The organism is Streptomyces sp. NPDC002853 (assembly GCF_053591915.1).
Window position 1 is genome coordinate 368,900 of record NZ_JBSFUS010000009.1, and the last position, 25,876, is coordinate 394,775.

Annotated in this window: 26 protein-coding genes and 1 tRNA gene; 13 read left to right on the plus strand and 14 right to left on the minus strand. The window is 71.6% G+C overall.

Annotation, left to right across the window (positions count from 1 at the left end):
* Positions 1–184 precede the first annotated feature (184 nt).
* Complete coding sequence (locus ACWD02_RS26240; protein ID WP_451214875.1) at positions 185–703, plus strand: flavin reductase family protein; 519 nt, start codon at positions 185–187, stop codon at positions 701–703.
* A gap of 109 nt (positions 704–812) precedes the next feature.
* Here the strand turns inward: ACWD02_RS26240 and arfB are convergent, their stop codons facing one another.
* Positions 813–1,250 (minus strand): alternative ribosome rescue aminoacyl-tRNA hydrolase ArfB, encoded by a 438-nt coding sequence (gene arfB, locus ACWD02_RS26245; RefSeq protein ID WP_451215002.1) that lies wholly within the window; start codon positions 1,248–1,250, stop codon positions 813–815.
* A gap of 197 nt (positions 1,251–1,447) precedes the next feature.
* Between arfB and ACWD02_RS26250 the strand changes: the two genes are divergently transcribed.
* Positions 1,448–2,023 (plus strand): TerD family protein, encoded by a 576-nt coding sequence (locus tag ACWD02_RS26250; RefSeq protein ID WP_365821507.1) that lies wholly within the window; start codon positions 1,448–1,450, stop codon positions 2,021–2,023.
* Between the two features lie 101 nt (positions 2,024–2,124).
* Complete coding sequence (locus ACWD02_RS26255; RefSeq protein ID WP_451214876.1) at positions 2,125–2,640, plus strand: N-acetyltransferase family protein; 516 nt, start codon at positions 2,125–2,127, stop codon at positions 2,638–2,640.
* A 1-nt stretch (position 2,641) separates the two neighbouring features.
* Here ACWD02_RS26255 and ACWD02_RS26260 read toward each other — a convergent pair whose 3' ends face one another.
* Positions 2,642–4,090: a M1 family metallopeptidase gene (locus ACWD02_RS26260; RefSeq protein WP_451214877.1), complete on the minus strand. Its 1,449-nt coding sequence runs from the start codon at positions 4,088–4,090 to the stop codon at positions 2,642–2,644.
* A 24-nt stretch (positions 4,091–4,114) separates the two neighbouring features.
* Positions 4,115–5,233, minus strand: coding sequence for a LuxR C-terminal-related transcriptional regulator (locus tag ACWD02_RS26265; RefSeq protein ID WP_451214878.1), 1,119 nt, complete (start codon positions 5,231–5,233; stop codon positions 4,115–4,117).
* Positions 5,234–5,402: 169 nt separating this feature from the next.
* Here ACWD02_RS26265 and ACWD02_RS26270 point away from each other — a divergent pair, with 169 nt between their 5' ends.
* Entirely contained in the window at positions 5,403–6,866 is a 1,464-nt protein-coding gene (locus ACWD02_RS26270) for an FAD/NAD(P)-binding protein (RefSeq protein WP_451214879.1), read from the plus strand.
* Positions 6,867–6,880: 14 nt separating this feature from the next.
* Here the strand turns inward: ACWD02_RS26270 and ACWD02_RS26275 are convergent, their stop codons facing one another.
* Genes ACWD02_RS26275 through ACWD02_RS26285 form a run of 3 tightly spaced genes read right to left on the minus strand, consistent with a single transcriptional unit; the run spans position 6,881 to position 9,203 of the window.
* Entirely contained in the window at positions 6,881–7,999 is a 1,119-nt protein-coding gene (locus tag ACWD02_RS26275) for a YncE family protein (protein ID WP_451214880.1), read from the minus strand.
* Complete coding sequence (locus ACWD02_RS26280) at positions 7,996–8,601, minus strand: ankyrin repeat domain-containing protein (RefSeq protein WP_451214881.1); 606 nt, start codon at positions 8,599–8,601, stop codon at positions 7,996–7,998. The genes ACWD02_RS26275 and ACWD02_RS26280 overlap by 4 nt, the downstream gene beginning before the upstream one ends.
* Before the next feature lie 44 nt (positions 8,602–8,645).
* Entirely contained in the window at positions 8,646–9,203 is a 558-nt protein-coding gene (locus ACWD02_RS26285; protein ID WP_451214882.1) for a GlcG/HbpS family heme-binding protein, read from the minus strand.
* A gap of 326 nt (positions 9,204–9,529) precedes the next feature.
* Here ACWD02_RS26285 and ACWD02_RS26290 point away from each other — a divergent pair, with 326 nt between their 5' ends.
* From ACWD02_RS26290 to ACWD02_RS26300, 3 genes are read left to right on the plus strand one after another with little or no spacing between them, the layout of a single operon-like run.
* On the plus strand, positions 9,530–10,804 hold the full coding sequence (locus tag ACWD02_RS26290) for a sensor histidine kinase (protein ID WP_451214883.1): 1,275 nt from the start codon (positions 9,530–9,532) through the stop codon (positions 10,802–10,804).
* Entirely contained in the window at positions 10,804–11,439 is a 636-nt protein-coding gene (locus ACWD02_RS26295; protein ID WP_451214884.1) for a response regulator, read from the plus strand. The genes ACWD02_RS26290 and ACWD02_RS26295 overlap by 1 nt, the downstream gene beginning before the upstream one ends.
* A 43-nt stretch (positions 11,440–11,482) precedes the next feature.
* Positions 11,483–11,980: a hypothetical protein gene (locus ACWD02_RS26300; protein ID WP_451214885.1), complete on the plus strand. Its 498-nt coding sequence runs from the start codon at positions 11,483–11,485 to the stop codon at positions 11,978–11,980.
* Positions 11,981–12,164: 184 nt separating this feature from the next.
* On the opposite strand, the gene ACWD02_RS26305 is transcribed toward ACWD02_RS26300, so the two are convergent.
* Positions 12,165–12,872, minus strand: coding sequence for a pentapeptide repeat-containing protein (locus ACWD02_RS26305; RefSeq protein WP_451214886.1), 708 nt, complete (start codon positions 12,870–12,872; stop codon positions 12,165–12,167).
* A gap of 142 nt (positions 12,873–13,014) precedes the next feature.
* On the opposite strand from ACWD02_RS26305, the gene ACWD02_RS26310 reads away from it, so the two are divergent.
* Positions 13,015–14,196 (plus strand): FAD-dependent oxidoreductase, encoded by a 1,182-nt coding sequence (locus ACWD02_RS26310; RefSeq protein WP_451214887.1) that lies wholly within the window; start codon positions 13,015–13,017, stop codon positions 14,194–14,196.
* A gap of 54 nt (positions 14,197–14,250) precedes the next feature.
* Here ACWD02_RS26310 and ACWD02_RS26315 read toward each other — a convergent pair whose 3' ends face one another.
* The gene (locus ACWD02_RS26315; protein ID WP_451214888.1) at positions 14,251–14,727 is read right to left on the minus strand and encodes an N-acetyltransferase family protein; all 477 of its coding nucleotides are present in this window, start codon (positions 14,725–14,727) and stop codon (positions 14,251–14,253) included.
* A gap of 40 nt (positions 14,728–14,767) precedes the next feature.
* Positions 14,768–15,691, minus strand: coding sequence for an aminoglycoside phosphotransferase family protein (locus ACWD02_RS26320; RefSeq protein ID WP_451214889.1), 924 nt, complete (start codon positions 15,689–15,691; stop codon positions 14,768–14,770).
* Positions 15,692–15,702: 11 nt separating this feature from the next.
* Here ACWD02_RS26320 and ACWD02_RS26325 point away from each other — a divergent pair, with 11 nt between their 5' ends.
* Positions 15,703–16,359 (plus strand): rhomboid-like protein, encoded by a 657-nt coding sequence (locus ACWD02_RS26325; RefSeq protein ID WP_451214890.1) that lies wholly within the window; start codon positions 15,703–15,705, stop codon positions 16,357–16,359.
* Here ACWD02_RS26325 and ACWD02_RS26330 read toward each other — a convergent pair.
* On the minus strand, positions 16,337–17,098 hold the full coding sequence (locus tag ACWD02_RS26330) for a DsbA family protein (protein WP_451214891.1): 762 nt from the start codon (positions 17,096–17,098) through the stop codon (positions 16,337–16,339). The two genes, ACWD02_RS26325 and ACWD02_RS26330, sit on opposite strands and share 23 nt — an antisense overlap.
* 126 nt (positions 17,099–17,224) lie before the next feature.
* Here ACWD02_RS26330 and ACWD02_RS26335 point away from each other — a divergent pair, with 126 nt between their 5' ends.
* Positions 17,225–18,619: an NAD(P)/FAD-dependent oxidoreductase gene (locus tag ACWD02_RS26335; protein ID WP_451214892.1), complete on the plus strand. Its 1,395-nt coding sequence runs from the start codon at positions 17,225–17,227 to the stop codon at positions 18,617–18,619.
* A 12-nt stretch (positions 18,620–18,631) separates the two neighbouring features.
* On the opposite strand, the gene ACWD02_RS26340 is transcribed toward ACWD02_RS26335, so the two are convergent.
* Positions 18,632–18,705: transfer RNA gene (locus tag ACWD02_RS26340), tRNA-Thr, on the minus strand.
* 202 nt (positions 18,706–18,907) lie between these two features.
* On the opposite strand from ACWD02_RS26340, the gene ACWD02_RS26345 reads away from it, so the two are divergent.
* The 3 genes from ACWD02_RS26345 (at position 18,908) to ACWD02_RS26355 (ending at position 21,466) form a co-directional block, all read left to right on the plus strand.
* Positions 18,908–20,044, plus strand: a complete 1,137-nt coding sequence (locus ACWD02_RS26345; protein WP_451214893.1) for an ABC transporter ATP-binding protein — start codon at positions 18,908–18,910, stop codon at positions 20,042–20,044.
* 202 nt (positions 20,045–20,246) lie between these two features.
* Positions 20,247–20,708, plus strand: a complete 462-nt coding sequence (locus ACWD02_RS26350) for a hypothetical protein (RefSeq protein WP_365821527.1) — start codon at positions 20,247–20,249, stop codon at positions 20,706–20,708.
* 26 nt (positions 20,709–20,734) lie between these two features.
* Positions 20,735–21,466, plus strand: coding sequence for a nucleotidyltransferase family protein (locus tag ACWD02_RS26355; protein WP_363213109.1), 732 nt, complete (start codon positions 20,735–20,737; stop codon positions 21,464–21,466).
* A gap of 79 nt (positions 21,467–21,545) precedes the next feature.
* Here ACWD02_RS26355 and ACWD02_RS26360 read toward each other — a convergent pair whose 3' ends face one another.
* From ACWD02_RS26360 to cysS, 3 genes are all read right to left on the minus strand, one after another.
* A complete protein-coding gene (locus ACWD02_RS26360; protein WP_451214894.1) occupies positions 21,546–23,195 on the minus strand; it encodes a DoxX family protein in 1,650 nt (549 codons plus the stop codon).
* 125 nt (positions 23,196–23,320) lie between these two features.
* Positions 23,321–24,280 (minus strand): 23S rRNA (guanosine(2251)-2'-O)-methyltransferase RlmB, encoded by a 960-nt coding sequence (gene rlmB / locus ACWD02_RS26365; protein ID WP_451214895.1) that lies wholly within the window; start codon positions 24,278–24,280, stop codon positions 23,321–23,323.
* A gap of 124 nt (positions 24,281–24,404) precedes the next feature.
* Complete coding sequence (gene cysS / locus ACWD02_RS26370) at positions 24,405–25,805, minus strand: cysteine--tRNA ligase (protein WP_451214896.1); 1,401 nt, start codon at positions 25,803–25,805, stop codon at positions 24,405–24,407.
* Positions 25,806–25,876: the final 71 nt, after the last annotated feature.

Below are 25,876 nucleotides of genomic sequence, written 5' to 3' on the forward strand. Positions count from 1 at the left end.
CCGGCGTCTCGGTCGCCGGTCCTAGGCCCGGTCTCGGACCACGGCCCGATGTGGCGGCAGGGGCGGCCGGGCTAGCGTCGATCCCGTGGTTCCCGTACTGAAGACATCCCTGGCGAGCGCCTCCGCGACTCCCCCTGCCCAGCCCTCCCCCCGCGTCCCGTCCCCCGACGGGCATCCTGTGGGGGTGAGCAACGAAGAGTTCCGCGCCGCCATGTCCCGGCTGGCCGCGGGTGTGGTCCTGGTGACCGCCCAAGAGCCGTCCCTGGACGCGGACGACCCGCAGGCACCGGACGGCGAGGACGTCGGCATGACGGCGACGGCCTTCCTCTCCGTGTCCCTCGACCCGCCGCTCGTGCTGGTCAGCCTGCGTGAGGGCTCGCGGATGGACGACCTGCTCGCCGAGCAGCCGCTGTGGGGCGTCTCGGTGCTCTCCGAGAGCCAGCGCCACATCGCGGGCCGGTTCGCGATGAAGGGCCGGATCAGCGACCGGCTGCTCTTCGAGGACCTTCCGTACGCGCGAGGGGAGATCTCGGGGGCGCCGCTGATCGGCGGCGCGCTCTCGACGCTGGAGTGCCGGACCGAGCAGACAGTGACAGCGGGTGACCACACCCTCGTCATCGGGCGGGTACTTTCGGCTGCCCTGCCGAGCGCCGACGGGGGCCCGCTGATGTATTTCAAGGGCAAGTACCGACAACTGGGCTGAAAGGTTCCCGGGTGAACGATTCCGGGCCGGACGGTTCCGGGCTCAATGGTTCCGGGTTGAACTGTCTTTGCTGCCGGGACCGTTTGCTGCGGTGGCCATGGGCCGGGGCTCAGCCCCAGCCCTCGCCCGAGCGGCCGCGCTTGGTCTGACTGCGCTGCTTCTTCTCGCGGAGCCGCCGTTCGTTGATTCCCCGGGGGATCTTCGTGGCGCGGCGGGGCCGCGGCGGCGGTGCGGTGGCCTCGGCGAGCAGCGAGGCGAGGCGGGTGGCCGCCATCTCTCGGTTGCGCCACTGGGAACGGTGCTCGGAGGCCCGCACGCTGACGACTCCGCCGACGAGCCGGCCGGCGAGCCGCTCCAGGGCGCGCTCCTTCCACACCGGAGGCAGCGCTTCCGTGTTGGCCAGGTCGAACCTCAGCTCCACCTGCGAATCACTGGTGTTGACGTGCTGACCGCCCGGCCCCGACGACCTGGAGAAACGCCACATGAGCTCGGCCTCGGGCAGGGAGACGGAGCCGCGGATGACATAGGGACCGGACATGGGTCCTATGGTCCCGCGTCTGTCCGGTCCACGTCACCCGTATTTACGGCGCGCCCCGCTTGCGTCGGGAGTGACGCGTGAGATGAGTAAAGAAAGTAAAAGGACCTGGAACCTCTGGGACCCTGGTCGACGTTCATAGAGGTGACGGTAGCTTCGTCCCCAGTACGAAGCCCGTTCGTACGCAACGAGGGAAGGGACTCCCAACAATGGCAGTAAGCCTGTCCAAGGGTGGCAACGTCTCGCTCACCAAGGAGGCTCCGGGCCTGACCGCCGTCACCGTGGGCCTCGGCTGGGACGTCCGTACCACCACTGGCACCGACTTCGACCTGGACGCCTCGGCCATCGCGGTGAACCCGCAGGGCAAGGTCTTCTCGGACCAGCACTTCGTCTTCTTCAACAACAAGGTGACGCCGGACCAGACCATCGAGCACACCGGTGACAACGTCACGGGTGAGGGCGAGGGCGACGACGAGCAGATCAAGGTCAACCTCGCGGGCCTCCCGGCCGACATCGACAAGATCGTCTTCCCGGTCTCGATCTACGACGCCGAGAACCGCTCGCAGAACTTCGGCCAGGTGCGGAACGCCTTCATCCGCATCATCAACCAGACCGGTGGCACGGAGATCGCCCGCTATGACCTGAGCGAGGACGCCGCCACCGAGACCGCCATGGTCTTCGGCGAGCTGTACCGCAGCGGCGCGGAGTGGAAGTTCCGCGCCGTGGGCCAGGGCTACGCGTCCGGCCTCGTCGGCATCGCGCAGGACTTCGGCGTCAACGTCTGAGGTTCCTAGGCGAGTTCACGAGGGCCCCCGGCGGAGATCTCCGCCGGGGGCCCTCGCGGTGCGCCACCGCCCGCCGCCGTCCGGCGGCTAACCTGCGCCGCATGATCCTCGAACCGCTGACGCCCGCGGGGGACGGCGCGCTCCCCGGCGAGCTGCTCACCGAGCTCACCGCCCTGTACGCGTCGAACCACGTCTTCCACGCCCTCTCCGGGGACTTCCCCGACCCCCACGACATCCGCCCCGAGCAGGTCGCCGCGGCGCTCGCGGACGAGCTGGCCGTGCCGGGTGCCGAGGTGCTCGTCGCGCGGTCCAAGGGGCGGGTCGTCGGGATCGGCATCACACTGGACCGCCATCCCGACCCCGCCGACACCGACCCCTGGATCGGCCTGCTCATGGTGGACGCCGGGCAGCAACGCAAGGGACACGGGCGGGAGTTCGTGGGCAGGATCGAGGAGCGGTTCCGGGCGAACGGCCGCGAAGGGGTGCGGATCGCCGTCCTGGAGGGGAACGAAGCGGGGCTCGCCTTCTGGGGGACGCTCGGTTACGAGGTCATCGACCACCGCCACGACCTCGACGCGGGCCGCCCCTGCGCGGTACTGCGCAAGCCGCTGCCGTGACTTACGGCCGCTCCGGCTTGCCGTCCCCGTACAGCCACGGCCCCCAGATCGCCCGGACCTTCTCGCGCGCCTTCTCGCTGCCCGCGTGCTTCTCCACGTACCGCGTGAAGTCCTCGGTGTCCGCGTTGCCGTGGCGGTGGGTCTTCGTCCAGCCCTGCACGATGTCGTAGAAGGTGTCGTCCCCCACCGCCCGGCGGATCTTGTGGATGACCATGCCGCCCCGCTCGTAGACCGGGCTGTCCGAGATGGTCGCGGCGGACGGCGGCTTCGCGGGCGGGAAGGCCCAGATGGCGTCGTTGTCCTCCTTGGTGGCGTAATAGTCGCCCGCGTAGATCTGGTCGAAGATCTCCTGCGCGCTGTCGCCGTCGTTGTCCTCCTCCCAGAGCCACTCGGCGTACGTCGCGAAGCCTTCGTTGAGCCACATGTCCCGCCAGGACTTGGGCGTCACCGAGTTGCCGAACCACTGGTGGGCCAGCTCGTGGACGATGAGCCCGGTGTCGGGGGCGCCCGGGTAGGTGGGGCGGGTCTGGGTCTCCAGGGCGTAGCCCGCGTCCCCCTCGCGGGCGACGATCGCGCCGGCCGACGAGAAGGGGTAGGGGCCGAAGTTCAGCTCCTGCCACTCCAGGATCTCGGGAATCCGGGCGAGCGCCTTGGCACTGGCCTTGGCCTCGGAGGGTTCCACCGCCGTGAGTACCGGTATGCCGGACTTCGTCGTCGACTTCTTCACCTCGTAGGGCCCGATCGCCACCGTCGCGAGATAGGTCGCCATCGGCTCGGCACTGTGCCAGGCGAAGGTGGTGCGGCCGTTCTTGGTCGACTCGCGGGTCAACTCGCCGTTGGAGATGGCCTTCAGACCCTTGGGGACCGTGACGCGTATGTCGTACGAGGCTTTGTCCGAGGGGTGGTTGTTCGACGGGAACCACGCCATGGAACCGGTCGGCTCACCCAGCGCGATGGCGCCCTCCTCCGTCCGCAGCCAGCCCTCCTCGGAGTCGTCCGGGTCGGTGACGGTCTCCGGGTTGCCGGAGTAGCGGACGACCGTGCGGAACGTCTCGCCCTCGTCGAGGTCGTCCGGGGGACGGATCGTCAGCTCCTGCCCGTCGCGGTGGAAGGAGGCGTCCTTCCCCTCGACACTCACGCCCTTCACCTCAAGGCCCTTCAGGTCCAGGTTGAAGGCACTGAGGTCCTGCGTCGCACGCGCCGTGACCTCGGCGGTGCCGGTGAGGTGCCGCGCGTCGGGGTCGTAGCCGAGGGTCAGGTCGTAGTGCGCGACGTCGTAGCCGCCGTTCCCCAGCCTGGGGAAGTACGGGTCGCGCACGCCATCGGCCCCGGGCGTGCCGTGCACTCCGGAGCCGCTGCACGCGGTGAGGACGAGAGCGGTGAGGGCAGCGGCCGACGTGCCGCGCAGCGCCGTGGATCGTGGGTGCACGCCTGTGATCTTATGCGGCATATGTTCGGTGCGGCCGCACGGGCGTCACCCGGGGTCTCGCTCCGGCAGCGCGGGCCAGTAGTGCTCGGTGAAAAGCCGGGCCACCAACTCGCCCCGGCTGGAGACGCGCGCCTTGGCGAAGGCGGCCTTGAGATGGTCGCGGACCGTGTGCGGGGAGATGAACAGCGCCCCGGCGATCTCCGCGGTGGTCATCCCGCGTACGACGAGCTGGGTGATCTGCAGCTCCCGTGACGTCAGGCCGTACGCCTCGGCGACCAGGACCGCCAGATCGGCGGGCGCCGCCGGCTCGATGACCAGGGCCACCGGTCCCGGCCTGCCGCCGGGGCCCGTGAGGCAGGAGGCGTGGCAGGCGAGCCAGCGGCCTTCGGTGGTCCGGATGCGTACGCGGGTGGTGCCGTGGTGGGCGCGCCCTTCGGCCACGGCCCGCGCCTGGAAGGCCGTGCCGACCACCCAGATGGGCAGCCGCAGGCCGAGCGGCGAGGGGAACGACGGCCCTTTCGGCAGCAGGGCCAAGTGCTGCCGCGCCTCGTCGTTGACGGACAGCGCCTCGCCGGAGGCGTCGAAGAGGATCAGACCGGGAGCGGGCACGTCCGTGCCCGGTGCGGGTGCGGGCGGCCTGGCGAACCCGCGCAGGCGCTCGGCGAGCGGGCGGGACAGACCCGCGAGCTGTGCGACCTCGTCCGCGCGGAACGCGTCGGTGGTGCGGAACAGGCTCACCAGGCCCCACGGCCTGCCGCCGGTCCGCAGTACGGCACGCAGCTCGTCGTGCACACCCTGGCCGAGCAGGAGGCGCCGGTAGCGGGCGCTGCGGGCGGGCAGCCCGCCGGTGGCGGCGCGCAGTCCGGCCGCCGGCAGGTCCGCGCGGGCCAGCTCGCGGAACGGCACGATGTTCTCCTCCAGGAGCTCGCTCTCCCAGTAGGCGTAACAGCCCTCGCCCGAGCCGACGTTCTCCACCAGCATGGGCGCCGTGATCAGGCCGGTCTCCGGGTCGGCGGCCGTCCACACGGCGGAGTGGAACGGCACGAGCCGCCGCAGCCCCGCCGAGGCACGGGCGAACAGCTCGCTCGCGTCGGCGGCCTGCCCGACGGCCCGCACCACGGCCTGCTCGACCGCTGCGGGCGCTGGCCGGCCTGCGTCGTTCATCGGCATCCCCTCCGCCGGTCAGCCTGCCTTGTCTCTCGTACGGCACCAACCCCTCGTTTGAGGGGGGTGGCGCCAACGGGCCGCCCCTGTATGGGGGATGGGGTTCGCGGGCGGCTCTCGCGAAGGTCGTCGATGACGCACGACGGCCGGCATCAGGGAGAGGCACCACATGGCAGACACGCACATCGCGATCGTCGGAGGGGGCGCGGCGGCGGTCGCCCTGCTGGACGCGCTGGCGACACCGGCACCCGCACAGGAAGAGGCGTCGGGCACCATCACGGTCTTCGAGCCGTCGCCGCGCCTGTGGCGGGGGCGGCCGTACGGGCCGGACCTGGACGCGGTGCTCGTGAACGCGCCGCCCGCCATCATGTCCGTCCGGAACGGCGACTTCGGCCACTACGCGGCCTGGCTCGGGGAGCGCGGCGCCGAGCACGTCGACGCGTTCCTGCGCGTGCCGTTGGTCCCGCGTGCCCTGTACGGCGAGTATCTCGAGCACACCGCCGAGAAAGCCATGGCGGCGCTGAGCGAGCGGGGGTGGCTCGTCCGCGTCGTGGCCGCCCCCGTGACCGGCGCCGCCCGCTCCGGGGAACGCCTCCTGCTGCGCACGCCCGACGCACAGGAGCACACGGCCACCCACATGGTGCTGTGCGTGGGCGGCGGAACTCCCCCCGACCTGTACGGCCTCACCGGACGGGACGGCTACACGGCCGACCCCTACCCCCTGGCCGACACGCTCGACCGGGTGGCGGCCGGGAGCGATGTCGCGGTCATCGGCAGCGGACTGACCGCCGTGGACGTCGTGGTGTCGCTCGCCGCGCGCGGTCACACGGGCCGGATCACGCTGCACTCACGCAGCGGAGTGCTGCCGCACGTCTGGCAGCGCCCGGACGACCGGCGCCCGCGGCACGTGACCATGGAGCGCGTCGCGGAGCTGCACAGGACACGGGGTTCGGTCACCCTCGATGCCCTCGTCGGACTGCTGCGCGCGGAACTCGCGGACGCGGGCGAGGACTTCGACGACCTCACGGCCGACCTCGTCGGCTCCGGGGCCGGGTCCGGGCCCGATGCCCCCCTCCGGCGTCTGCGGCGGCAGCTCGCCGCCGTCGACGACCCCCGGATCGGCCGCCGGGTGCTGCAGCAGGCGGCGCACACGGTCGGCCCGTACGCATGGCGGCTGCTTCCCGAAGCCGATCGCGCGTGGCTGCGGCGCCACCGGCGCACGGCCACCGGCGTGGCCTCGCCCATGATCCCGGGGAACGCCTCCGTCCTGGCCCGGCTCATGGAATCGGGGCAACTGGCCGTCGTACGGGGGCTCCAGGCGATGGCGCCCGCGGGTCATGGGCCGGGCGGGGGCTTCCGGGTCCGGCACGACGGCGTCGAGGACACCGCCGAGACCGTCGTCAACGCCGTGAATCCGCCGCAGCAAGCGGTACCGGCCGCCGCCGAGCACCTGGTCCGGAGCCTGGTGGACGGTGGCCTCGGCACGCTCCACCCGTCCGGTGGGCTGATCCCCGCCGACCCGCGTGTGCAGGTGGTCGGGGATCTGACCGGGGGTGGTTCGTTCGTCACGTCGAGCATTCCCGGCGTCGCCGCCCAGGCGTCCCGCGCCGCCCAGGGCCTCCGGGCGGTCTGACGGGAGCGCCGGGCCTACAGGATCGCGATGCCCAGCGGGCGCTCGCCTGCCGGGAGCCGGTGGGTGTCGCCGCTCTTCAGGTCGATGACGGTGATGCCGTTCCAGAAGCCGTCGCGGGTGAAGCCGCCGGTGACGTAGGCGGTGCCGCCGTCCTCGGAAACCGCGACGTCCTCGTGCGGGCCGTCCAGCGGGAAGACCTTCTCCTCGCCGTCCGTCGTACGCATGGTCAGCGAGGGCCCCTCGTCCGAGGAGGGATCGATGGGGCCCGTGCCGACCGCGAACAGCGTGCCGTCCGGCGTGATCCGCGCACCGTGCTGATGGGTGTTGGCCGTCATCCCCTCGATGGCGGACTCACCGGTGCGCGGGTCGAGCACGACGAGCTTCTCGCCCTCGAAGGGCAGCAGGAGCTTGCCGTCCGACGGGCGTACGGCGGCGTAGTGCGGCTTCAGCCAGGAGCCGAGGCCGCCTTGCGTGCCGTAGGGGGCGACTTCGATGCGGCGCGGTTCGAGGGAGTTGGCGCGCACGACCGTCACGTCGAAGGAGTCGTGGTTGGTCGCGTAAACCTCCTTGCCGTCCTTGGACACATCGACGTCGAAGGGCCGGCGGCCCACCGGAACGGTGTCCGTGACCTCGCGCTTCTCGGTGTCGATGACCTCCAGGGTTCCCTTCCCGCCCGGGACGTTGACGCCCACGTAGGCGTGCTCGCCGTCCGGGGAGAGCGCGATGCCCATGCCGCCGCCGCGGTACTCGCCGGTCGTCGTGGGACCGCTGTCGGTCTCGTACGGGATGCGGTCGACGCGTTCTCGGGTGCCGGTGTCCACGACGGCCACGGCGTCCGCGGTGGCGACCCAGGCGCGGCCGTCCTGCCCCACGGCGATCCCGTAGGGCGCGGTGCCGACCTCCACGGACTCGACGGGCCCGCGCTCGGGGTCCACGAACGTGACGGTGTCCGAGCCGAAGTCGGCCACCAGGAGGGTGCCTTCGGGGGTGCGCAGGTCCGCGGGGACGGTGGCCGTGGCCTGCGCGCGGGTGGGCTCGGCGCCGGACGCCTCGGCGTCGTCCCCGCCGGTGCCGCAGCCCGCGAGGAGGGCGGCACCCAGGAGAGTGATGACCGCCGTCCCGGGAACCTTCACGAGGCAGCACCCCTCAACAGCGCGGCGATCTCGGCGAAACCGCGGCGCTCCGCGTGCCCGAGAGGGGTGACGCCGTCCCGGTCGGCGAGGCCCGGCGTCGCGCCCGCGGCGAGCAGCAGCTCCACGATCTCCTGGTGCGCGCGGCCGCCCTCACCGAGGATCACGGCCTCCAGCAGGGCGGTCCAGCCGAGGTCGTTGACGTGGTCGACGTCGATGTCGGTGACGCGCAGGACTTCCCGTACGTACGCGACGTGGCCGCGTTCCGCCGCCGGGATCACTGAGATCCCGCCGAACCGGTTGCGGAGCCTCAGGTCGGGCCCCGCGGGAAGCAGGGCGTGCAGCATGGCGACGCTGCCGGTCACGCCGGTGGCCAGCCAGGGGCTGTCGGCGCGGTGGTCCTGGGCGTCGACGTCGGCGCCGGCGGCCACCAGGACCCGTGCGGCCTCGACACGGTCGCCGATGACGGCGAGCAGCAGGGGGGTGCGCAGCTCGGTGTCACGGGCCTCGATGCGGGCTCCCGCGTCGAGGGCGGCTCTCACTTCGTCGGCGTTCCCGGCCCGTGCGGCATCGAGCAGCCGCTGGTCCTGCGCGGTCCTCGTCATGTTCGTCCTCCTCGGCGTCGTACGGACCGGGAACAGCCTCGGCATCAGCGGCCGAGCGCCGCGACGCCGGCCTTGGCGAACTTCTCGTCCAGGTCGCCGCTCGGGGCGCCCGCGACACCGATGCCCGCGATGGGCGCGTCCTTGGCGGTCACCGGGGCGCCGCCCGCGAGGAACAGGGTGCCGGGGATGTCCTTCAGGTTCGGGGCCTGCTCCAGGCGCTTGGTCAGCTCGGAGGTGGGCGCGTTCCAGGAGACGGCGGTGTACGCCTTCTTCACGGCCGAATCGGGGGACTGCGGGCCCGCGCCGTCGCCGCGCAGCTCGACGATGGTGTTGCCGTTGCGGTCGACGACGGCGACGGAGACGCGCTGGTTCTCCTTCTTCGCGGCGTCCAGGGTGGCCTGGGCGGCCTTGGTCGCGGCCGCGACGTTCAGGTGCGTCGACTGCGTGAGGTTCTTGTTGGCCGCGTCGGCGGCGACGGCGGCCTTGGGGGCGGCGGCCGGGGACTCGGCGCTGGCGGAGACGGCACCGAAGGTACCGGCGCCGAGGACGGCGGCGGTCGCGGCGACGGTCAGGACACGGGTGCGGCGGGAGAGCTTCTGCATGGGTGCTCCTCAGGTGAAGGCGGGGCTCGGGGGAGGTTCTCGGGGAGGTCGTTCTCCCTGACACCAATCCTGTGGCCGGTACCGCCCCTGACCCGTCGACGTACCGGCTGGGAGCCGCGCGCGACTCGGCCGACACCAGGGTCAACCGATCGGTTGACCCCTCGATGGTCCCGCCGGGCCACAATGAGGTTGTTTGCGCAGTTCAGCGAGGGCTGACGGCGTGACGGCGTGACGGCGACACGAAAGACGGCCGTACGCGGCTGTACGCAGCCGTACGCGGCCGTAGCGCGGCATACGAGACGGCAGCACGAGAGGGAGGCACCCCAGTGGGACAGCGCAGGCCGGGCGGCCTCGACCCCCGCACGCGGGACCCCGACGCCCGCTGGCTCGCGGCCGTCATGCACGCGGCGTTCTATCTGCTCCTCGCCACCTCGCTGGCCCGCTTCCTGCTGCGCCACCCCGGCGGTGCGCGCGTCCCGTGGATCATCGTGCTCTCGGGGGTCCTCGCCGTCCTCTACGCCCTTGCGCCGCTCACCGCGGCACTGCGACTGCGGGGGAAGCGTTCCGCGCCGTACGCGTCCGCCACCGGCCCGGCACCCGGCACCCGCCCCACCCCCCGCCGCCTGACCTGGCTCGCCCTGGTCGTCGGGATCTGGCTGGTCCTCGTCGTCCTCGCGCCGAGCTTCGGGTGGTGCGCGGTGCCGCTCTTCTTCACCGGGCTTCGGACGCTGCCGCCGCGCGCGGCCCTGGCCCTGGTGGCCGTCCTGACCGGCTGCGTCATCGCGTCGCAGCTGCGGCTCGCGGGCCGCTACGACCCCGACCTGATCCTCGGGCCGCCCGCCGTGTCGGCGATCGCGACCGCGGTCTTCCTCTACATGCAGCGCCAGGCGGCCCGCCAGCGCACCCTCATCGACGACCTCATCCGCACCCGCCGCGAACTGGCCGCCACCGAGCGCCGCGAGGGCACCCTCGCCGAGCGCCAGCGCCTCTCCATGGAGATCCACGACACCCTCGCCCAGGGCCTGTCCAGCCAGCAGATGCTGCTCCAGGCCGCCGACCGCGTCTGGGACACGGACCCGGCCAAGGCCCGCACCCATGTCCGTACCGCCGAGTCGATCACCGAACTCGGCCTCACCGAGGCCCGCCGCTTCGTGCACGACCTGGCGCCCGCCGACCTCGCCGACGGCGGCGGCATCGACGCGGCGCTGCGGACGCTGGCCGAGCGCACCGCGCAGGACGCGGGCCTCACGGTCCGCTTCCACGCCGAGGGAACCCCCGCCCCGCTCCCCGACCGCACCCAGTCCGCGCTCCTGCGCATCGCGCAGGGCGCGCTCGCCAACGTGATGGAGCACGCCGACGCGTCCACCACGGCGCTGACGCTCACGCACCTGGACGATCAGGTGGTGCTCGACATCGCGGACGACGGCCGCGGCTTCACGCCCACCGAGCAGCCGCCCGCCTCCGACCGGCGGGGGCACGGGCTGCCCGCGATCCGCGCCCGCGCACAGCAGCTCGGCGGCACACTGACGATCGAGTCCGCACCGGGCGAGGGCACGGTCCTCTCGGTCGCGATCCCCCTCTCCCCCCAAAGGAGCACCTGATGGCACACCCCTCGGTCCGCCTCCTGGTCTGCGACGACCACATCGTCGTACGCGCCGGACTGCTGGCCCTGCTGGGCAGCGCGCCGGACATCGAGGTGGTCGGCGAGGCGGGCACCGGCGAGGAGGCGATCGCGCTCGCCGCGAAGCTGACGCCGGACGTGGTCCTGATGGACCTGCAGCTCGGCGAGGGGATGGACGGCGTGGAGGCCACACGCCGCATCACGGCGTCCACGGACCCCGCGCCCCATGTCCTGGTCCTGACGACGTACGACACGGACGCCGACATCACCCGTGCCATCGAGGCGGGGGCCACGGGCTACCTCCTGAAGGCCGAGCGCCCCGAGGAGCTCTTCGCCGCGATCCACGCCGCGGCGCAGGGCCGCACCACGCTCTCCCCGCCGGTCGCGTCCCGCGTGATGGCCCGCATGCGCAAGCCGCTGCCCACCCTCACCGACCGCGAGCTCGACATCCTCGCGCAGCTCTCCCAGGGCCTCGGCAACCGCGACATCGCCCGCGCGCTGTTCATCAGCGAGGCCACCGTGAAGACGCACCTGGGCCGGATCTACGACAAGCTGGGCGTGGACACGAGGGCAGGAGCGGTGTCGGTGGCGAAGGAACAGCGACTGCTCCCCTGAACAGCGGCGATCCACGCCCCCGGCCCATGACACCATCGACCACGTGCTCGACATCGGCTACGCCCTCTCCCACCGCTTTCCCGACCCCCCGCAGTTCGACTACCGCCGTGCGGACGTCCACGCGCTGCGGCACGACCTGTTCTGCGGAGACGTGTATCTCGCGGACACGAAGGCGGACCGGGAGCTGTCCACAGCCTGGGGATGGGTTCCGGTGCTCGACTTCGCGTGGGCGCTGTGCGACATCGTCGAGCTCCTGGACCAGGACCCTCTGGGCAGCCGGGCGTCGCGCCCCCAGTACGCCGAGCTCGACTTCACGGAGTCGACGGACCGCATGCTGTTCACCCGCCGCTTCGGCTGGGTGGACATCGAGGCGGACTGGATGCGGGAAGAGGAACCCCCGCTCACGTTCTCCCATGCCGAGCTGCGCCGCGAGGCCCGCGACTTCCTCCAGGACCTCCTGGCCGACCTGACGGACCTGCACGAGTCCCTCTCGGACAACCCGGCGATCTGGACACTGCAGTCCCGCTTCCCCCGCGCGTAGGCACCCGGCAGGGCCCTCTCCCCGCACCCCCATCACCAGAGCGGGACGCCGGCCACCCGTACGCCGACCGCCGAGCTGCGCCGCGAGGCCCGGGACTTCCTCCAGGACCTGGACGCTCCAGTCCCGCTTCCCCCGCGCGTAACCGCCCGACGCCCCCCCGCACCCCCACCACCCAAGCCGGACGCTAGTCCACCCGTACGCCGACCTGCGCGGCGAACGCCGGGGCCAGGTCCATCAGTTGGGCCGTGCTGATCACCGCACCCGCCAAGCAGTCGATCCCCCGCAGGATGTCCACCTCGGCCGCCTCCCGCAGGTCGACGTCCTTCATGCGCACGCCGCTGAAATCCGCCCCCTTCAGCACGCAGCCCACGAACTCCACCCGCTCCAGCGCCGCCTGCCCGAAGTCCGGCTCCACCAGCACGCAGCCCTCGAAGACGACGTCCTTCAACCGGGCCTTCCGCAGGTTCAGATAGTCGATCTTCCCGCCCCGCACGACCACCCGCTCCAGCACACCCCCGTGCAGCTGAACACCCCCCAGCCGCGCGTCCACCACCTCCACGTCCCGCAGCGAGGCCTCCACCAGCTCCGTGCCGACCCCGCGCAGTTCCGTCAGCACGGAGTCCACGAACCGCGCCCGGCTGAGCCGTGTCTCCGTCACCCCGCAGCCCGTCACCGCACAGTCCAGGAAGAGCGCTCCCCCGCCGTCCTGCCCCGACAGATCCAGGCCCCGGAACTCGACCCCGTCGTAATCCCCGTCGGGCTCCAGCTCGCCCCCGCCGAGCCCCAGCTCCCCGAAGTCCCGCAGCGCGGGCAACCGCACCTCGGGCCGCCGCGCCTTCTTCACCCCTGCCGCGTCCCGCTGCCGACCTTGCCGCCCATCCCTCAGTCCCATGCGCCCATCGTGCACCCACCCACTGACAGCACCGCCCCGCTGACGCCTGCACCCGCCCCGATGTCACATCCCGGGCCCCCCGTCCGTCGTACCGGGAGAGGAGCGCACGCGCGCCACCACGACGAGACAGGAGCCACCCCCCATGCCCACCGACCGCAAGACCCTCAGCATCATCGGCGGCGGCTTCGCCGGCCTCACCGCGGCCATCACCGCCGCGGAATCCGGCGCCCGCGTGACCATCCACGAGTCCCACCACACCCTCGGCGGCCGGGCCCGCACCGCCGAAGGCCCGTACCGCACGAACGAAGGCCCGCACGCCCTCTACAACGGCGGCCCCCACTGGACCTGGCTCAAGCAGCGCGACCTCATCGGCCCCCTCGCCCCCATCCCGCCCATCGAGGGCACCCGCCTGCGTCTGCACCACCAGGGCAGGCTCCGCCGCACCCCACCCCTCGCCATGCTGAAGCTCCTGCGCCGCAAGGCCGAACAGGCGCCCGTGGACCAGGACTTCATGACATGGGCCACCGGCGAGGTGGGCGAGGAAGGCGCACGCGCCGCCGCTCACTACATCGCCGTGGCGACGTTCCACCACGACCCCGGCTCCCTCTCCGCCAGGTTCGTGCACGAGCGCCTGCGCCGCGCCACGAAGCTGCCCCCGGAGGCGCACTACCCGAGCGGCGGCTGGGGCTCGGTCATCGACCGCATGGCGACCCTCGCCTGGAACCTGGGCGTACGGGTGGAGACCCTGTCCCGCGTCGACTCCCTCGCCCCGCTCCGCGCCAAGGGACCGGTCGTCGTCGCCACCTCACTGCCCGCGGCCCGCCGCCTGCTCCAGGACGACAGCCTGCGCTGGGACAGCGCCCGCACGACCCTCGTCGACCTGGCCCTCACCTCCCGCAGGGGCGACCCCTTCGCGATCTCCGACCTGGACGGGACCGGCTGGATCGAACGGTTCACCACCCAGGACCGCAGCCTCGCCCCCGCAGGGCAGGAGCTCGTCCAGGGCCAGCTCCCGCTCGCCCCCGAGGAGTCCAAGGCGGACGGCGCGGCCCGCGCCGACCACCTGCTCGACCTCGGCTTCCCCGGCTGGCGCGACCGCCTGGTCTGGCGCCGCGACGCCGTGTCCAACGGCCGCACCGGCGCGGTGGACCTGCCCGGCACCACCTGGCGGGACCGCCCGGCGATCGACCGCGGCGACGGCGTCTACCTGGCCGGGGACCAGGTGGCGGCGCCCGGCCTGCTCTCCGAGGTCTCCTTCAACAGCGCGCTTCAGGCGGTGACGCTCGCACTCACCCCGACAGGGCTTGACCTCAAGTCCGCGTGAGCACGAGGAGACCCCGGCCCCAGAACCGACAGAACCGACAAAACCGACAAACGTTCAGGCAGCCCCGAGCCCCGCCAGCGCCTCGTCGGTCAGCCGGTACACGGTCCACTCGTCCTGCGGCAGCGCGCCCAGCGACCTGTAGAAGTTGATCGACGGCTCGTTCCAGTCGAGCACGGACCATTCGAGCCGCTCATAGCCCCGCTCCACACAGATCCGCGCGAGCTCGGTCAGCAGCGCCTTGCCGTGCCCGCCGCCGCGCGCCTCAGGCCGTACGTACAGGTCCTCCAGGTAGATCCCGTGCACCCCACGCCACGTGGAGAAGTTCAGGAACCACAGCGAGAACCCGACGGCCTCCCCCGTGGCGTCGTCCTCGGCGATGTGCGCGAACGCGGCGGGCCGCTCACCGAACAGCGCCTCACGCAACTGCTCCTCGGTGGCCCTGGCCTCGTCGAGCGCCTTCTCGTATTCCGCGAGGTCGCGGACCATGGCGTGGATGACGGGGACGTCGGCAGGCGTGGCGGTACGAATCATGGCGGCAGAGTACGACGATCCGGCGCCGAACAGCAGGTCGTCACCGGCCGAGGAGCCGCCGCGCGACCTCCAGATCCTCCTCGTCCGGCGGCCGCCCGTCCTCGATCTCCCACAGGGCGTTCTGCAGCACCCGCCCCAGCGTCCACGCCCGGGCCCGCCCCCGGTCGAGCCCGAGCACCTCGCTCATCGCGTCGAAACGCCACAGCACGTCGTCCGCGTCGAAACGGTTGTTCAGCGCGGGCCACAGGTCGAAGCCCGGGTCCCCGGCCAGCGGCTTCGGGTCGATGGCGAGCCACGGCTCGCGCTCGGCCGCCAGGACGTTCTCGAAGTGCAGGTCCCAGTGCAGCAACTGCTCCCCCGGCTCCCCCACCACCTCACGCATCGCGCCCCCGCACCGCTCCACGAGCGCCCGCTCGGCCGGGTCGGGGATCGCCTCCAGGGCACCGGGCAGATCGTCGAGCATCTCGGCGGCGATGTCCGCGAGCCGCCGCATGCCCGCGGGCGCGGGCACCGACGTGAGCCGCGCGAGCAGCTCGGCGACGACGAGGACCGCCTTGTGCGTGTCCTCCACCGTCGACAACATCCGCCCGGAGTCGAGGCGTTCGAGCAGCATCGTGCCCGTGCCCTCGTCGTGGTCGAGCAACCGCACCGCCCCGTCGCCGTCCCACACCCGCAGCCCGACCGGCTCCCCCTCGGTCTCCTCGTCCAGGAGCTGGAACTTGGCCGCGGCAGGAGTGCCGTCGCGCCGCACGACGGGCAGCACGAGCGCCGCCATGCCGTGCATCGAGGGCCCGTCGACCCGCAGGTCCCACCGCTCGACGAACTCCGCCACGCGCGCGGGCAGCGCCGCGATGAAGGCACGGCCCGGCTCCCCCGCGTACAGGTGCTGCGACTCGATCAGCTCGTCCGGAACGCGAATGTCGATCACGTCGGCGACGCTACCGGCATGCGTGAATCGCCGCATGGGGATTACGCATGGGCATTGACCGGGCCACCCGACCGGCGCGGGCCTACGTCCGCAGCGCCCCCGGCACGTACATCTGGCTCGCGGTCCTCTTCGTCACGACGGTCGCGATGCACCACATGTCACCGGAGTTCGAGAAGGACTTCCTGCTCCAGCGCTCCACCAACATCCACGAACTGTCGCAGAACCCCGTCCGGGTCCTGGTCGCCAGCGCGTTCTGGACCGACGGCGGCACCTGGCTGTCCTACGCCGTGCTCTACACCCTCTTCCACGCCACCGCCGAACGCTGGCTCGGCACGGCCCGCTGGCTCGCGGTCGCCGCGGGCGCGCACGTCATGGCCACGCTCATCAGCGAGGGCGTGCTCGCCCTCGCGATCCGCCACGGCGCGGCCCCGACGTCGGCCGTCAACACCCTCGACATCGGGGTGAGTTACGCCCTCGCGGGCGTGATCGCGGTCCTCACCTACTGGGTGCCGAACCCCTGGAGGTACGCGTACCTCCTGATCGTCCTCGCCGTGTACGGCACTCCGCTGGTCACCGGCAGGACCTTCACCGACCTGGGCCACTTCACGGCGGTCCTGATCGGCCTCGCCTGCCACCCGCTGACCCGGAGCGCCGCACGCCCGGCACCGAGGAGATGGACGGTCAGGAGATCCCGGACGCCTTGAGCTCCTCGGCGAACGTCTCCTGGTCGAACAGCGATCGGCTGTCCGCCTTCTTGCCGTCGATGACGACGGTCGGCGTGCCCTGCATGCCGTCGTCGGTGAAAGCCTGCATGGCCTCACCGACCCAGCTCTTGTACGAGCCCTTCTGCACCGCCTTGTCGAACTCGGCGCCCCGCAGCCCGTCCACGTTGTCGGCGATCCGCAGCAGGAAAGCGGGCGTGAAGGCGTCCTCGGTCTCGCTCTCCGGCTGGTTGGCGAAGACCGCGGCGTGGAACTGCGGGAACTTGCCCGCGTCCACCGAAGCCCGCAGCGCGTTCGCCGCGTTCACCGAGCCGCTGCCGCCGAGGTTCTTGTCGAGGAACGAGGCGAGCGTGTACTCGACCTTCACCTTGCCCTCGGCCACCGGCTTCACCAGGGCCTGCGCGCCCGTCTCCTCGAACTTCTTGCAGATCGGACAGCGCGCGTCCTCGTACAGCTTGACCGTGTGCCCGGCCTTCGGGTCGCCGACCGTGATCACGCCGCCCTTCACCGTGGCGGGCGTCTTGGCGAGCGCCTCCGTGCCGGCCGGCGGCTGCTTCGCCTCAGGACCGCCGCTGGACGCGGACTCCGAGGCCGACGCCCCCTTGTCGTCGCTCCCGCCCCCGCCCGTGAGGTCCTCGGGCCCGCAGGCGGCTGCGCCCCCGGCGACGAGTGCGGTGGCGGCCACCGCGGCGACGATGCGCCCGGCCTTGCGTACGGCCATCTGAACAGTCCTCCTGGATCTCGGCACGCGCCGCTTCGACATCGCCACGCGCCGGGCCAACGTATCGGAACGCCCACCCCCGAGCCCCCTCCCCAAAGCCCCCACCAGCGCAGTAACGTCCCGCACATGAGCAGCACGATCAACGGCGGCATCTCGCACTGGTACGCGGACCACGGCACCCCGGCCCCCCGTGAACCCCTGCCGGGCGACGAGAGTGCCGACGTCTGCATAGTCGGCGGCGGCTACACGGGCCTGTGGACCGCGTACTACCTGAAGAAGGCCGCCCCCTTCCTCCGCATCACCGTCCTCGAACAAAAGTTTTGCGGGTACGGCGCCTCCGGCCGCAACGGCGGCTGGCTCTACAACGGCATCGCGGGCCGCGACCGCTACGCCCGGCTGCACGGCAAAGAGGCCGCGGTCCGCCTCCAGGAGGCGATGAACGACACGGTCACCGAGGTGATCGAGACGGCGAAGGCCGAAGGGATCGACGCCGACATCCACCACGGCGGCGTACTGGAAGTCGCCTACACGCCCGCCCAGTTGGCACGCCTGAAGGAATTCCACGCCACGGAACTCGCGTACGGCGAGAAGGACCGCACGCTGCACGGCGCCCGGGAGACGGCCGACCGCATCCGCGTCGCGGGCGCCGTCGGCTCCACCTGGACCCCGCACGGCGCACGCCTGCACCCGGTGAAACTGGTGCAGGGCCTGGCGACGGCGGTCGAGTCCCTCGGCGTCACGATCCACGAGTCGACACCCGTCACGGAGATCAAGCCCAAACACGCCATCACCCCGTACGGCACGGTGCGCGCCCCCTACATCCTGCGCTGCACGGAGGGCTTCACGGCGTCCTTGAAGGGCCAACGCCGCACATGGCTCCCCATGAACTCCTCAATGATCGCGACGGAACCCCTGTCGCCCGCCCAATGGGAGTCGATCGGCTGGGAGGGCCGCGAAACGCTGGGCGACATGGCGCACGCGTACATGTACGCCCAGCGCACTGCCGACGGCCGCATCGCACTCGGCGGCAGAGGCGTCCCGTACCGCTACGGCTCGAAAACGGACAACGACGGCCGCACCCAGCCGGCCACGATCGAGGCCCTGCGCGACATCCTGACCCGCTTCTTCCCCCAACTCGCCGGAGTCGAGATCGCCCACGCCTGGTCAGGCGTCCTGGGCGTCCCCCGCGACTGGTGCGCCACGGTCACCCTGGACCGCGCCACGGGCCTCGGCTGGGCGGGCGGCTACGTCGGCTCGGGCGTGGCCACCGCCAACCTCGCGGCCCGCACCCTGCGCGACCTGGTCCAACAGGACTCGGGCCAGGCAGGCCCCACGGACCTCACGACCCTCCCCTGGGTCAACCACAAGGTCCGCAAATGGGAACCGGAACCGTTCCGCTGGCTGGGAGTCCACGGCATGTACGCCACGTACCGCAAAGCGGACCACCAAGAACTGACCACCCCAACAACCAGTCCCCCCCACCTGGCCCGCCTGGCAGACCGCCTGTCGGGCCGCCACTAGGCAAAGAAAAAGAGCCCCCTGTCGGATTCGAACCGACGACCTACGCATTACAAGTGCGTTGCTCTGGCCATCTGAGCTAAGGAGGCGTGCAGTGTCCTGCCCGAGCAGTGTAACCAACGTCGCACGTGCCCCCGTCGAAAATTTCCTCGAAGGTCGAGGGCGCACGACTACTGACAGACCGCTCCCCCCCGGGGTACCGTCCGAGCAGTTCACTCAGGTGGACTACACCACTCCTCTCTTTACAACGGATCGTCCGGCACGTTCCTGCCGGTGAAGGGGGCCCTCACCATGGCCACTGTTTCGTTCGACAAGGCGACCCGCATCTACCCGGGTGGCGACAAGCCCGCCGTCGACCAGCTTCAGCTCGACGTCGCGGACGGCGAGTTCCTCGTCCTCGTCGGTCCCTCCGGCTGCGGAAAGTCCACCTCCCTGCGCATGCTCGCGGGCCTGGAGGACGTGAACGCCGGAGCCATCCGCATCGGTGACCGCGACGTCACGCACCTGCCGCCCAAGGACCGGGACATCGCCATGGTGTTCCAGAACTACGCGCTCTACCCGCACATGACGGTCGCCGACAACATGGGCTTCGCCCTGAAGATCGCGGGCGTCAACAAGGCCGAGATCCGCCAGAAGGTCGAGGACGCGGCGAAGATCCTCGACCTCACGGACTACCTGGCCCGCAAGCCGAAGGCGCTCTCCGGTGGTCAGCGCCAGCGTGTCGCCATGGGCCGCGCCATCGTGCGTGAGCCGCAGGTCTTCCTCATGGACGAGCCGCTGTCGAACCTCGACGCCAAGCTCCGTGTCTCCACCCGTACGCAGATCGCCAGCCTGCAGCGCCGACTCGGCATCACCACCGTGTACGTCACGCACGACCAGGTCGAGGCCATGACCATGGGCGACCGGGTGGCCGTACTGAAGGACGGTCTGCTGCAGCAGGTGGACAGCCCCCGCAACATGTACGACCGCCCGGCCAACCTCTTCGTCGCCGGCTTCATCGGCTCCCCCGCCATGAACCTCGTCGAGGTCCCGATCACCGACGGCGGCGTGAAGTTCGGCAACTCCGTCGTGCCGGTCAACCGCGAGGCGCTGTCCGCCGCGGCCGACAAGGGCGACCGCACGGTCACGGTCGGCGTCCGCCCGGAGCACTTCGACATCGTCGAGCAGGACGGCGCCACGGCGAAGTCCCTCTCGAAGGAGACCGAGGACGCCCCGGCGGGCCTGGCCGTCTCCGTGAACGTCGTCGAGGAGCTCGGCGCCGACGGGTACGTCTACGGCTCCGCGGAGGTCGGCGGCGAGCACAAGGACCTCGTGGTCCGCGTGAACGGCCGCCGGGTCCCGGAGAAGGGCACGCAGCTGCACGTCGTGCCGCGTCCGGGTGAGATCCACGTGTTCTCGACGTCGACGGGCGAGCGCCTCACCGACTGACGAGCCGCCTCACCAGCACGTGAAGGGCCCCGCACCTCGGTGCGGGGCCCTTCACGTACGCCCACGTTGTCGACAAATACCCCGGCAGACCGGTCATTTCGCCTCGGCCCCGTCAACACCGCTCCAGAAAAACCTCATTCACCGTCGCTCGACCGAGTGACGTAATGTCGCCAAATCATCACCGAGCGCTACGCTCACTCGCGTGACGCACTCCGCCAACTACACCCAGAAGCCGCGCCGAGCCCACCGAGGCCCCGCCCGACGCATCGGCCGCACGCTCGCTCTCGTCCTGCCCGTGATGCTGGTGCTCTCCGGGACCCTCGCGGTCACCAGCGTCAACTGGTCCGGGAACTCCTCGGATTCGATGCTCACCGCATCCGCCGACAACCTTTCCAAGCCGGCCAAGTCCCGCGCCCCGCAGGACGTCCTGCGCGACAAGCTGCTCCTGGAGCTCCAGGAGAAGAACCCGGGCGTCGCGCTCACCCACCTCCAGCAGGAGGTGAACCGCCACCCGTCGCTCGCCAGGCACTGCGTCTCCATCGCCCGTGCCCTCGGCCGCGCGGCCGTCCGGGCGTACGGCCCGACACGCGCGCAGTCGTATGCCCGCCCGGTCTGCGACACGTCCTTCGCGACGGGCGTCGCCGCCGCCCATCAGAACGGCTGATCGGGTCGGCACGTAGGGTTTCCGGCATGACCGGCGACCCTCACGCTCACAGACCCACGCAGGCCGTCGTCCTGGCCGGAGGCCAGGGCTCGCGCCTCCGTCCGTACACCGACGACCGGCCCAAGCCGATGGTCGAGATCCCCGGCACGGGGACCCCGATCATCGGCCATCAGCTTTCCTGGCTGGCGGCCGAGGGCGTGACGGACGCCGTCGTCTCCTGCGGCCATCTCGCCGAAGTGCTCCAGGAGTGGCTGGAGTCGGCGGACCTCCCCCTGAACGTCACCACGGTCGTCGAGAACGAACCGCTGGGCCGCGGCGGCGGCCTGAAGTACGCCGCCCGCCACCTCCCGCACGCGGACCGCCCCTGGTACGCGACGAACGGCGACATCTGGACCCGCTTCTCGCTGCGCGACATGGCGGCCTTCCACGCCGAGCGCGACGCCACAGCGACGCTCGCCCTGGCCCGCCCCCGCATCCCGTGGGGCGCCGTAGAGACGGACGCGTTCGGCCACATCACGGACTTCATCGAGTCCCCGCCGTCCCCGTATCTGATCAACGCGGGCGTGTACGTCTTCTCCGCCTCGTTCACCGCGCTCCTGCCGGACCGCGGCGACCACGAGCGCACCACGTTCCCGCGGCTGGCCCGCGAGAAGAGCCTGGCGGGCTTCCCGCTGCCGCAGGGCGCGTACTGGCGGGCGATCGACACGGCGAAGGACCTCACCGAGGCCGCCAAGGAGCTGGCTGCCCAGAGCGGTTGAGAGCCGCTCGACGCATACGCCGATCGGGGCCCCGCACAGTGTCTGTGCGGGGCCCCGATCGGCGTATGCGGAAGGAAGGTCAGCCGCCGAGCAGGCCGCCCACGAGGCGGTCGTTGCCGCCGCCACCGCCCGTGCTGCCGCCGCTCGTGCCGCTCTCGGGCGCTCCGCCGCCGCTGCCACCACTGGACGTGGGTCCGGCGGTCGCGGACGAGGGAGGCTGCTGCGGCGAGGACTGCTGGGGCGGTGCCTGACCGGTGGTGCCCTGCGTCTGGCTGGGCTGCCCCTGGCCGGCGGCCGCGCCCGCGGTCTCGGGCGCCGCGCCCGGCGGGGTCGCCGTGGCGCCCTGCGTGGGGCTCGCGGAACTCCCCTGCGTCGGCGCCTCGGAGCCGGTGGCCGTGGGGCTCTGCGACTGGCCCTGCCGCTGCCGCTGCTTTCCGGGCTCCTCCGGGAGCGGTGAGCCCGGCAGTTCGTTGCGCGGGGCCTCGCCGGGTCCCGGCACGGTCACGCGGTCGGCGTCGCGCACCGCGCCGCCGAGCATCGAGCCGATGAGCAGCGTGAGGCCGACGACGAGCGCCCCGACGAGCGCGCCGCGCCGCAGCACCCGGCGCCGCAGCTCCCAGATGTGCACGCGCGGCCCGAGCGTCCGCCAGGCCTCGCCGGCCAGGCGTCCGTCGACGGAGTAGACGGGTGCGCCCGCGATGATCAGCGGCGACCAGGCGGCCAGGTAGATGATGTCCGGCGCGTCGTAGGCGGGGACGGTCTTCCAGCTGACGGTGACGATGAGCGCGGCGGACAGGAGCACGCCGACGCCGGCCGCGACCCGCTGCCAGAGCCCGAGCACCGTGAGCACGCCGACGATGATCTGCAGGAAGGCGATGCAGAGCCCCGCGCCCACGGGGTGCGAGAGGGCGAAGTCACGCAGCGGCTCGGCGAGCGCCCAGGGGTGCAGCGAGTTGAGCCACTTGACCATGGAGCCGCGGTCGCCGCCGTCGAAGTACACGGGGTCGCAGAGCTTGCCCATGCCGGCGTAGATGGAGATGAATCCGAGGAAGACGCGCAGCGGGAGCAGCACGACGCCGAGGTTCATGCGACGGCCGGGGTAGTAGGCGTGCCGGACGGGGTCGGCCCCGTGGCGCCTTCCGGACTGGCGTTCGCCCGCGTCGGTGTCGTCGAAGTCGTCGTCGAACTCGTCGTCTTCGTACGGGAGTTGTTCGTCGAGGTCGCTCTCCGGCATGGGCATGCGCGGGATGAGCCGGGTCTCGGGGTCGTGGTGCCGAGGACCGATGACGGCAGGCGTGGCCTGCGTGGTCTCGAGGTCGTCTTCGACGTCGATGCGGGGGATGACCTGCGTGGCACCTCCGTCGTCGTAGGAGGAGCCGCCTGCTTCGGCCGAATGGCGCAGGCCGGTGCCACGCACCGCCTGCAGCAGCCCGGTGGCTCCGGGGTCGCCCGGCTCGGACTTCCCGCTCCAGACAACGGGCGAGCGGCGCCGTGCGGCGGAGCCGGCCGCGGGGATACGCAGGGTGTCGTCGGCATTGCTCAAGTGCCGTGCGATACGCGGGGATTGGGTCCGCTGCGCGGTGGGGAGCTGCACGCGGAAACTCGCGTGGTTCACGATGACCTGGGCCGGGTCGCTCGGCACCTTCACCATGCTCAGCGCGGGAGCATCGTCGAACCCTGACGAGCTTCCCCCCGTGGGATTGCGGGGCGTTCTGGTGTCCACACTCATCTAACCGAGTGATGTGTGTTTAGGACACTGCCTTGACCGTGCGGAAATGTCCGGACCGCGTCAAGATCTTCACCGGGTGTCGGCCGGCCCGGATGATCCGGGCCGGCCGACGTCCTGGGTCAGGTCTAACTCCGGCGCCGGGCCGCCTCGTAGAGCACGACGCCCGCCGCGACACCGGCGTTCAGGGACTCCGTGCCGCCCGGCATCGGGATGCGCACGCGGTAGTCGCAGGTCTCGCCGACGAGACGCGAGAGGCCCTTGCCCTCGCTGCCGATGACGATCACGACGGGACCGGACAGCGCCTCCAGGTCACCGACCTCGTGTTCGCCGTCCGCCGCGAGCCCGACGATCGCGAGCCCGGCCTTCTTGTAGGCCTCCAGGACGCGGGTCAGGTTCGTGGCGCGCGCCACGGGCGTACGCGCCGCGGCTCCGGCGGCCGTCTTCCAGGCGCCCGCGGTCATCCCGGCGGCACGCCGCTCGGGGACGACGACGCCGTGCCCGCCGAAGGCGGAGGCGGAACGCACCACGGCGCCCAGGTTGCGCGGGTCCGTCACGCCGTCGAGCGCGACGATCAGCGGGTCCTCGCCCTGGTCGTACGCGGCGGCGGCGAGCTCCTCGGGGTGCGCGTACTCGTAGGGCGGCACCTGGAGCACGAGGCCCTGGTGGTTGAGCCCGTTGGTCATGCGGTCCAGCTCGGGGCGCGGGGCCTCCATGAGGTGGATGCCGCCGCGCTCACCGGCGATCTGCAGCGCCTCGCGGACGCGCTCGTCGTTGTCGATGAACTGCTGGACGTAGAGCATCGAGGCGGGCACGCCCTCGCGCAGCGCCTCGACGACCGAGTTGCGGCCGACGACCATCTCGGAGGTGCCCTTGCCGCGGCCCTTCACGGGTGCGGGACGGCGGCCGCCGCCGGGGCCGCCGCCGGCCTTCTTGGCCGCGGCGTTGGCGATGCGGTTCTTCTTGTGTCCCTTGCGCGCCTCGGCGGGCGGCGTCGGGCCCTTGCCCTCAAGGCCGCGGCGCCGGTTCCCGCCGCTGCCGACCTGCGCGCCCTTCTTGCCGGACATGCGGCGGTTGTTAGCGGCCATGACCTACCTGTCTCTGTGATGCGTGCGGCTGTCCGCGTTCTGCGTGACGGCCCACTGCGTGACTGCGTACGTATATGAAGTGTGCCGCCCGGGTCGCCGGGCGGCACATCGCGAGGTCAGACGCTCAGCGCGGGCCGAGAGTCCACCGCGGTCCGGCCGGGCTGTCCTCGATGACGAGGCCGGACTGGTTGAGCTGGTCGCGGATGGCGTCGGCGGTGGCCCAGTCCTTGCGGCCGCGCGCCGCCTCCCGCTGCTGGAGCACGAGACGGACGAGGGTGTCGACGACCCCGTGCAGATCCTCGCCGCGGTCGCCCTCGCCGGCCCAGTGCGGGTCGAGCGGGTCGAGGCCGAGCACGCCCAGCATGGCGCGCACCTCGGCGAGCCGCTCCACCGCGGCTTCCTTGTCGTCGGCGGCCAGGGCTGAGTTGCCCTGCCGGACCGTCGTGTGCACGATCGCGAGGGCCTGCGGGACGCCGAGGTCGTCGTCCATCGCGTCGGCGAAGGCGGGCGGCACGTCGGTGGCGGGCTCCACGACGCCCCCGGCCTTCTCCACCACGCGCTGCACGAAGCCCTCGATCCGCGCGAACGCGGACTCGGCCTCGCGCAGGGCCTCCTCGCTGTACTCGATCATCGAGCGGTAGTGCGGGGTGCCCAGGTAGTAGCGCAGGACGATCGGGCGCCACTTCTTGACCATCTCGGACACGAGGACCGAGTTGCCGAGCGACTTGGACATCTTCTCGCCGCTCATGGTGACCCAGCCGTTGTGCACCCAGTACCGCGCGAACACGTCGCCGAAGGCCTTGGCCTGCGCGATCTCGTTCTCGTGGTGCGGGAAGATCAGGTCGATGCCGCCGCCGTGGATGTCGAACTCACGGCCGAGGTACTTGTGGGCCATCGCCGAGCACTCCAGGTGCCAGCCCGGACGGCCGCGGCCCCAGGGGGTCTCCCAGCTGGGCTCCCCTTCCTTGGCGCGCTTCCACATGGCGAAGTCACGCGCGTCGCGCTTGCCGGTCTCGCCCTCGCTCTCGGGCTGCAGGAGGTTGTCGAGCTCCTGGTTGGACAGCTCCAGGTAGCCCGGGTAGGACTTCACGTCGAAGTAGACGTTGCCGTCCGACTCGTACGCGTGGCCGCGCTCGATCAGGCCGCGCATCATCTCGACCATCTCGGTGATGTGTCCGGTGGCGCGCGGCTCGTAGGTGGGCGGGAGGCAGCCGAGGACGTCGTAGCCGTTGTTGAAGGCGCGCTCGTTCTCGTACCCGATCGACCACCACGGGCGGCCCTGCTCGGCCGACTTCCGGATGATCTTGTCGTCGATGTCCGTGACGTTCCGGATGAAGGTGACGTCGTACCCGCGGTGGGCGAACCAGCGGCGCATGATGTCGAAGTTGAGCCCCGACCGGATGTGGCCGATGTGCGGGGCCGCCTGCACCGTCGCGCCGCACAGGTAGATCGAGACACAACCGTCGTTGAGCGGGCTGAAGTCTCGGATCTGCCGGGCGCTGGTGTCGTACAGGCGAATCGTCACCACTCCAGGGTAGTGGTCCAAGGACAGTGCCCTGTGACCTCCCGGGTCAACAGGGCACGGAACTGTGACAT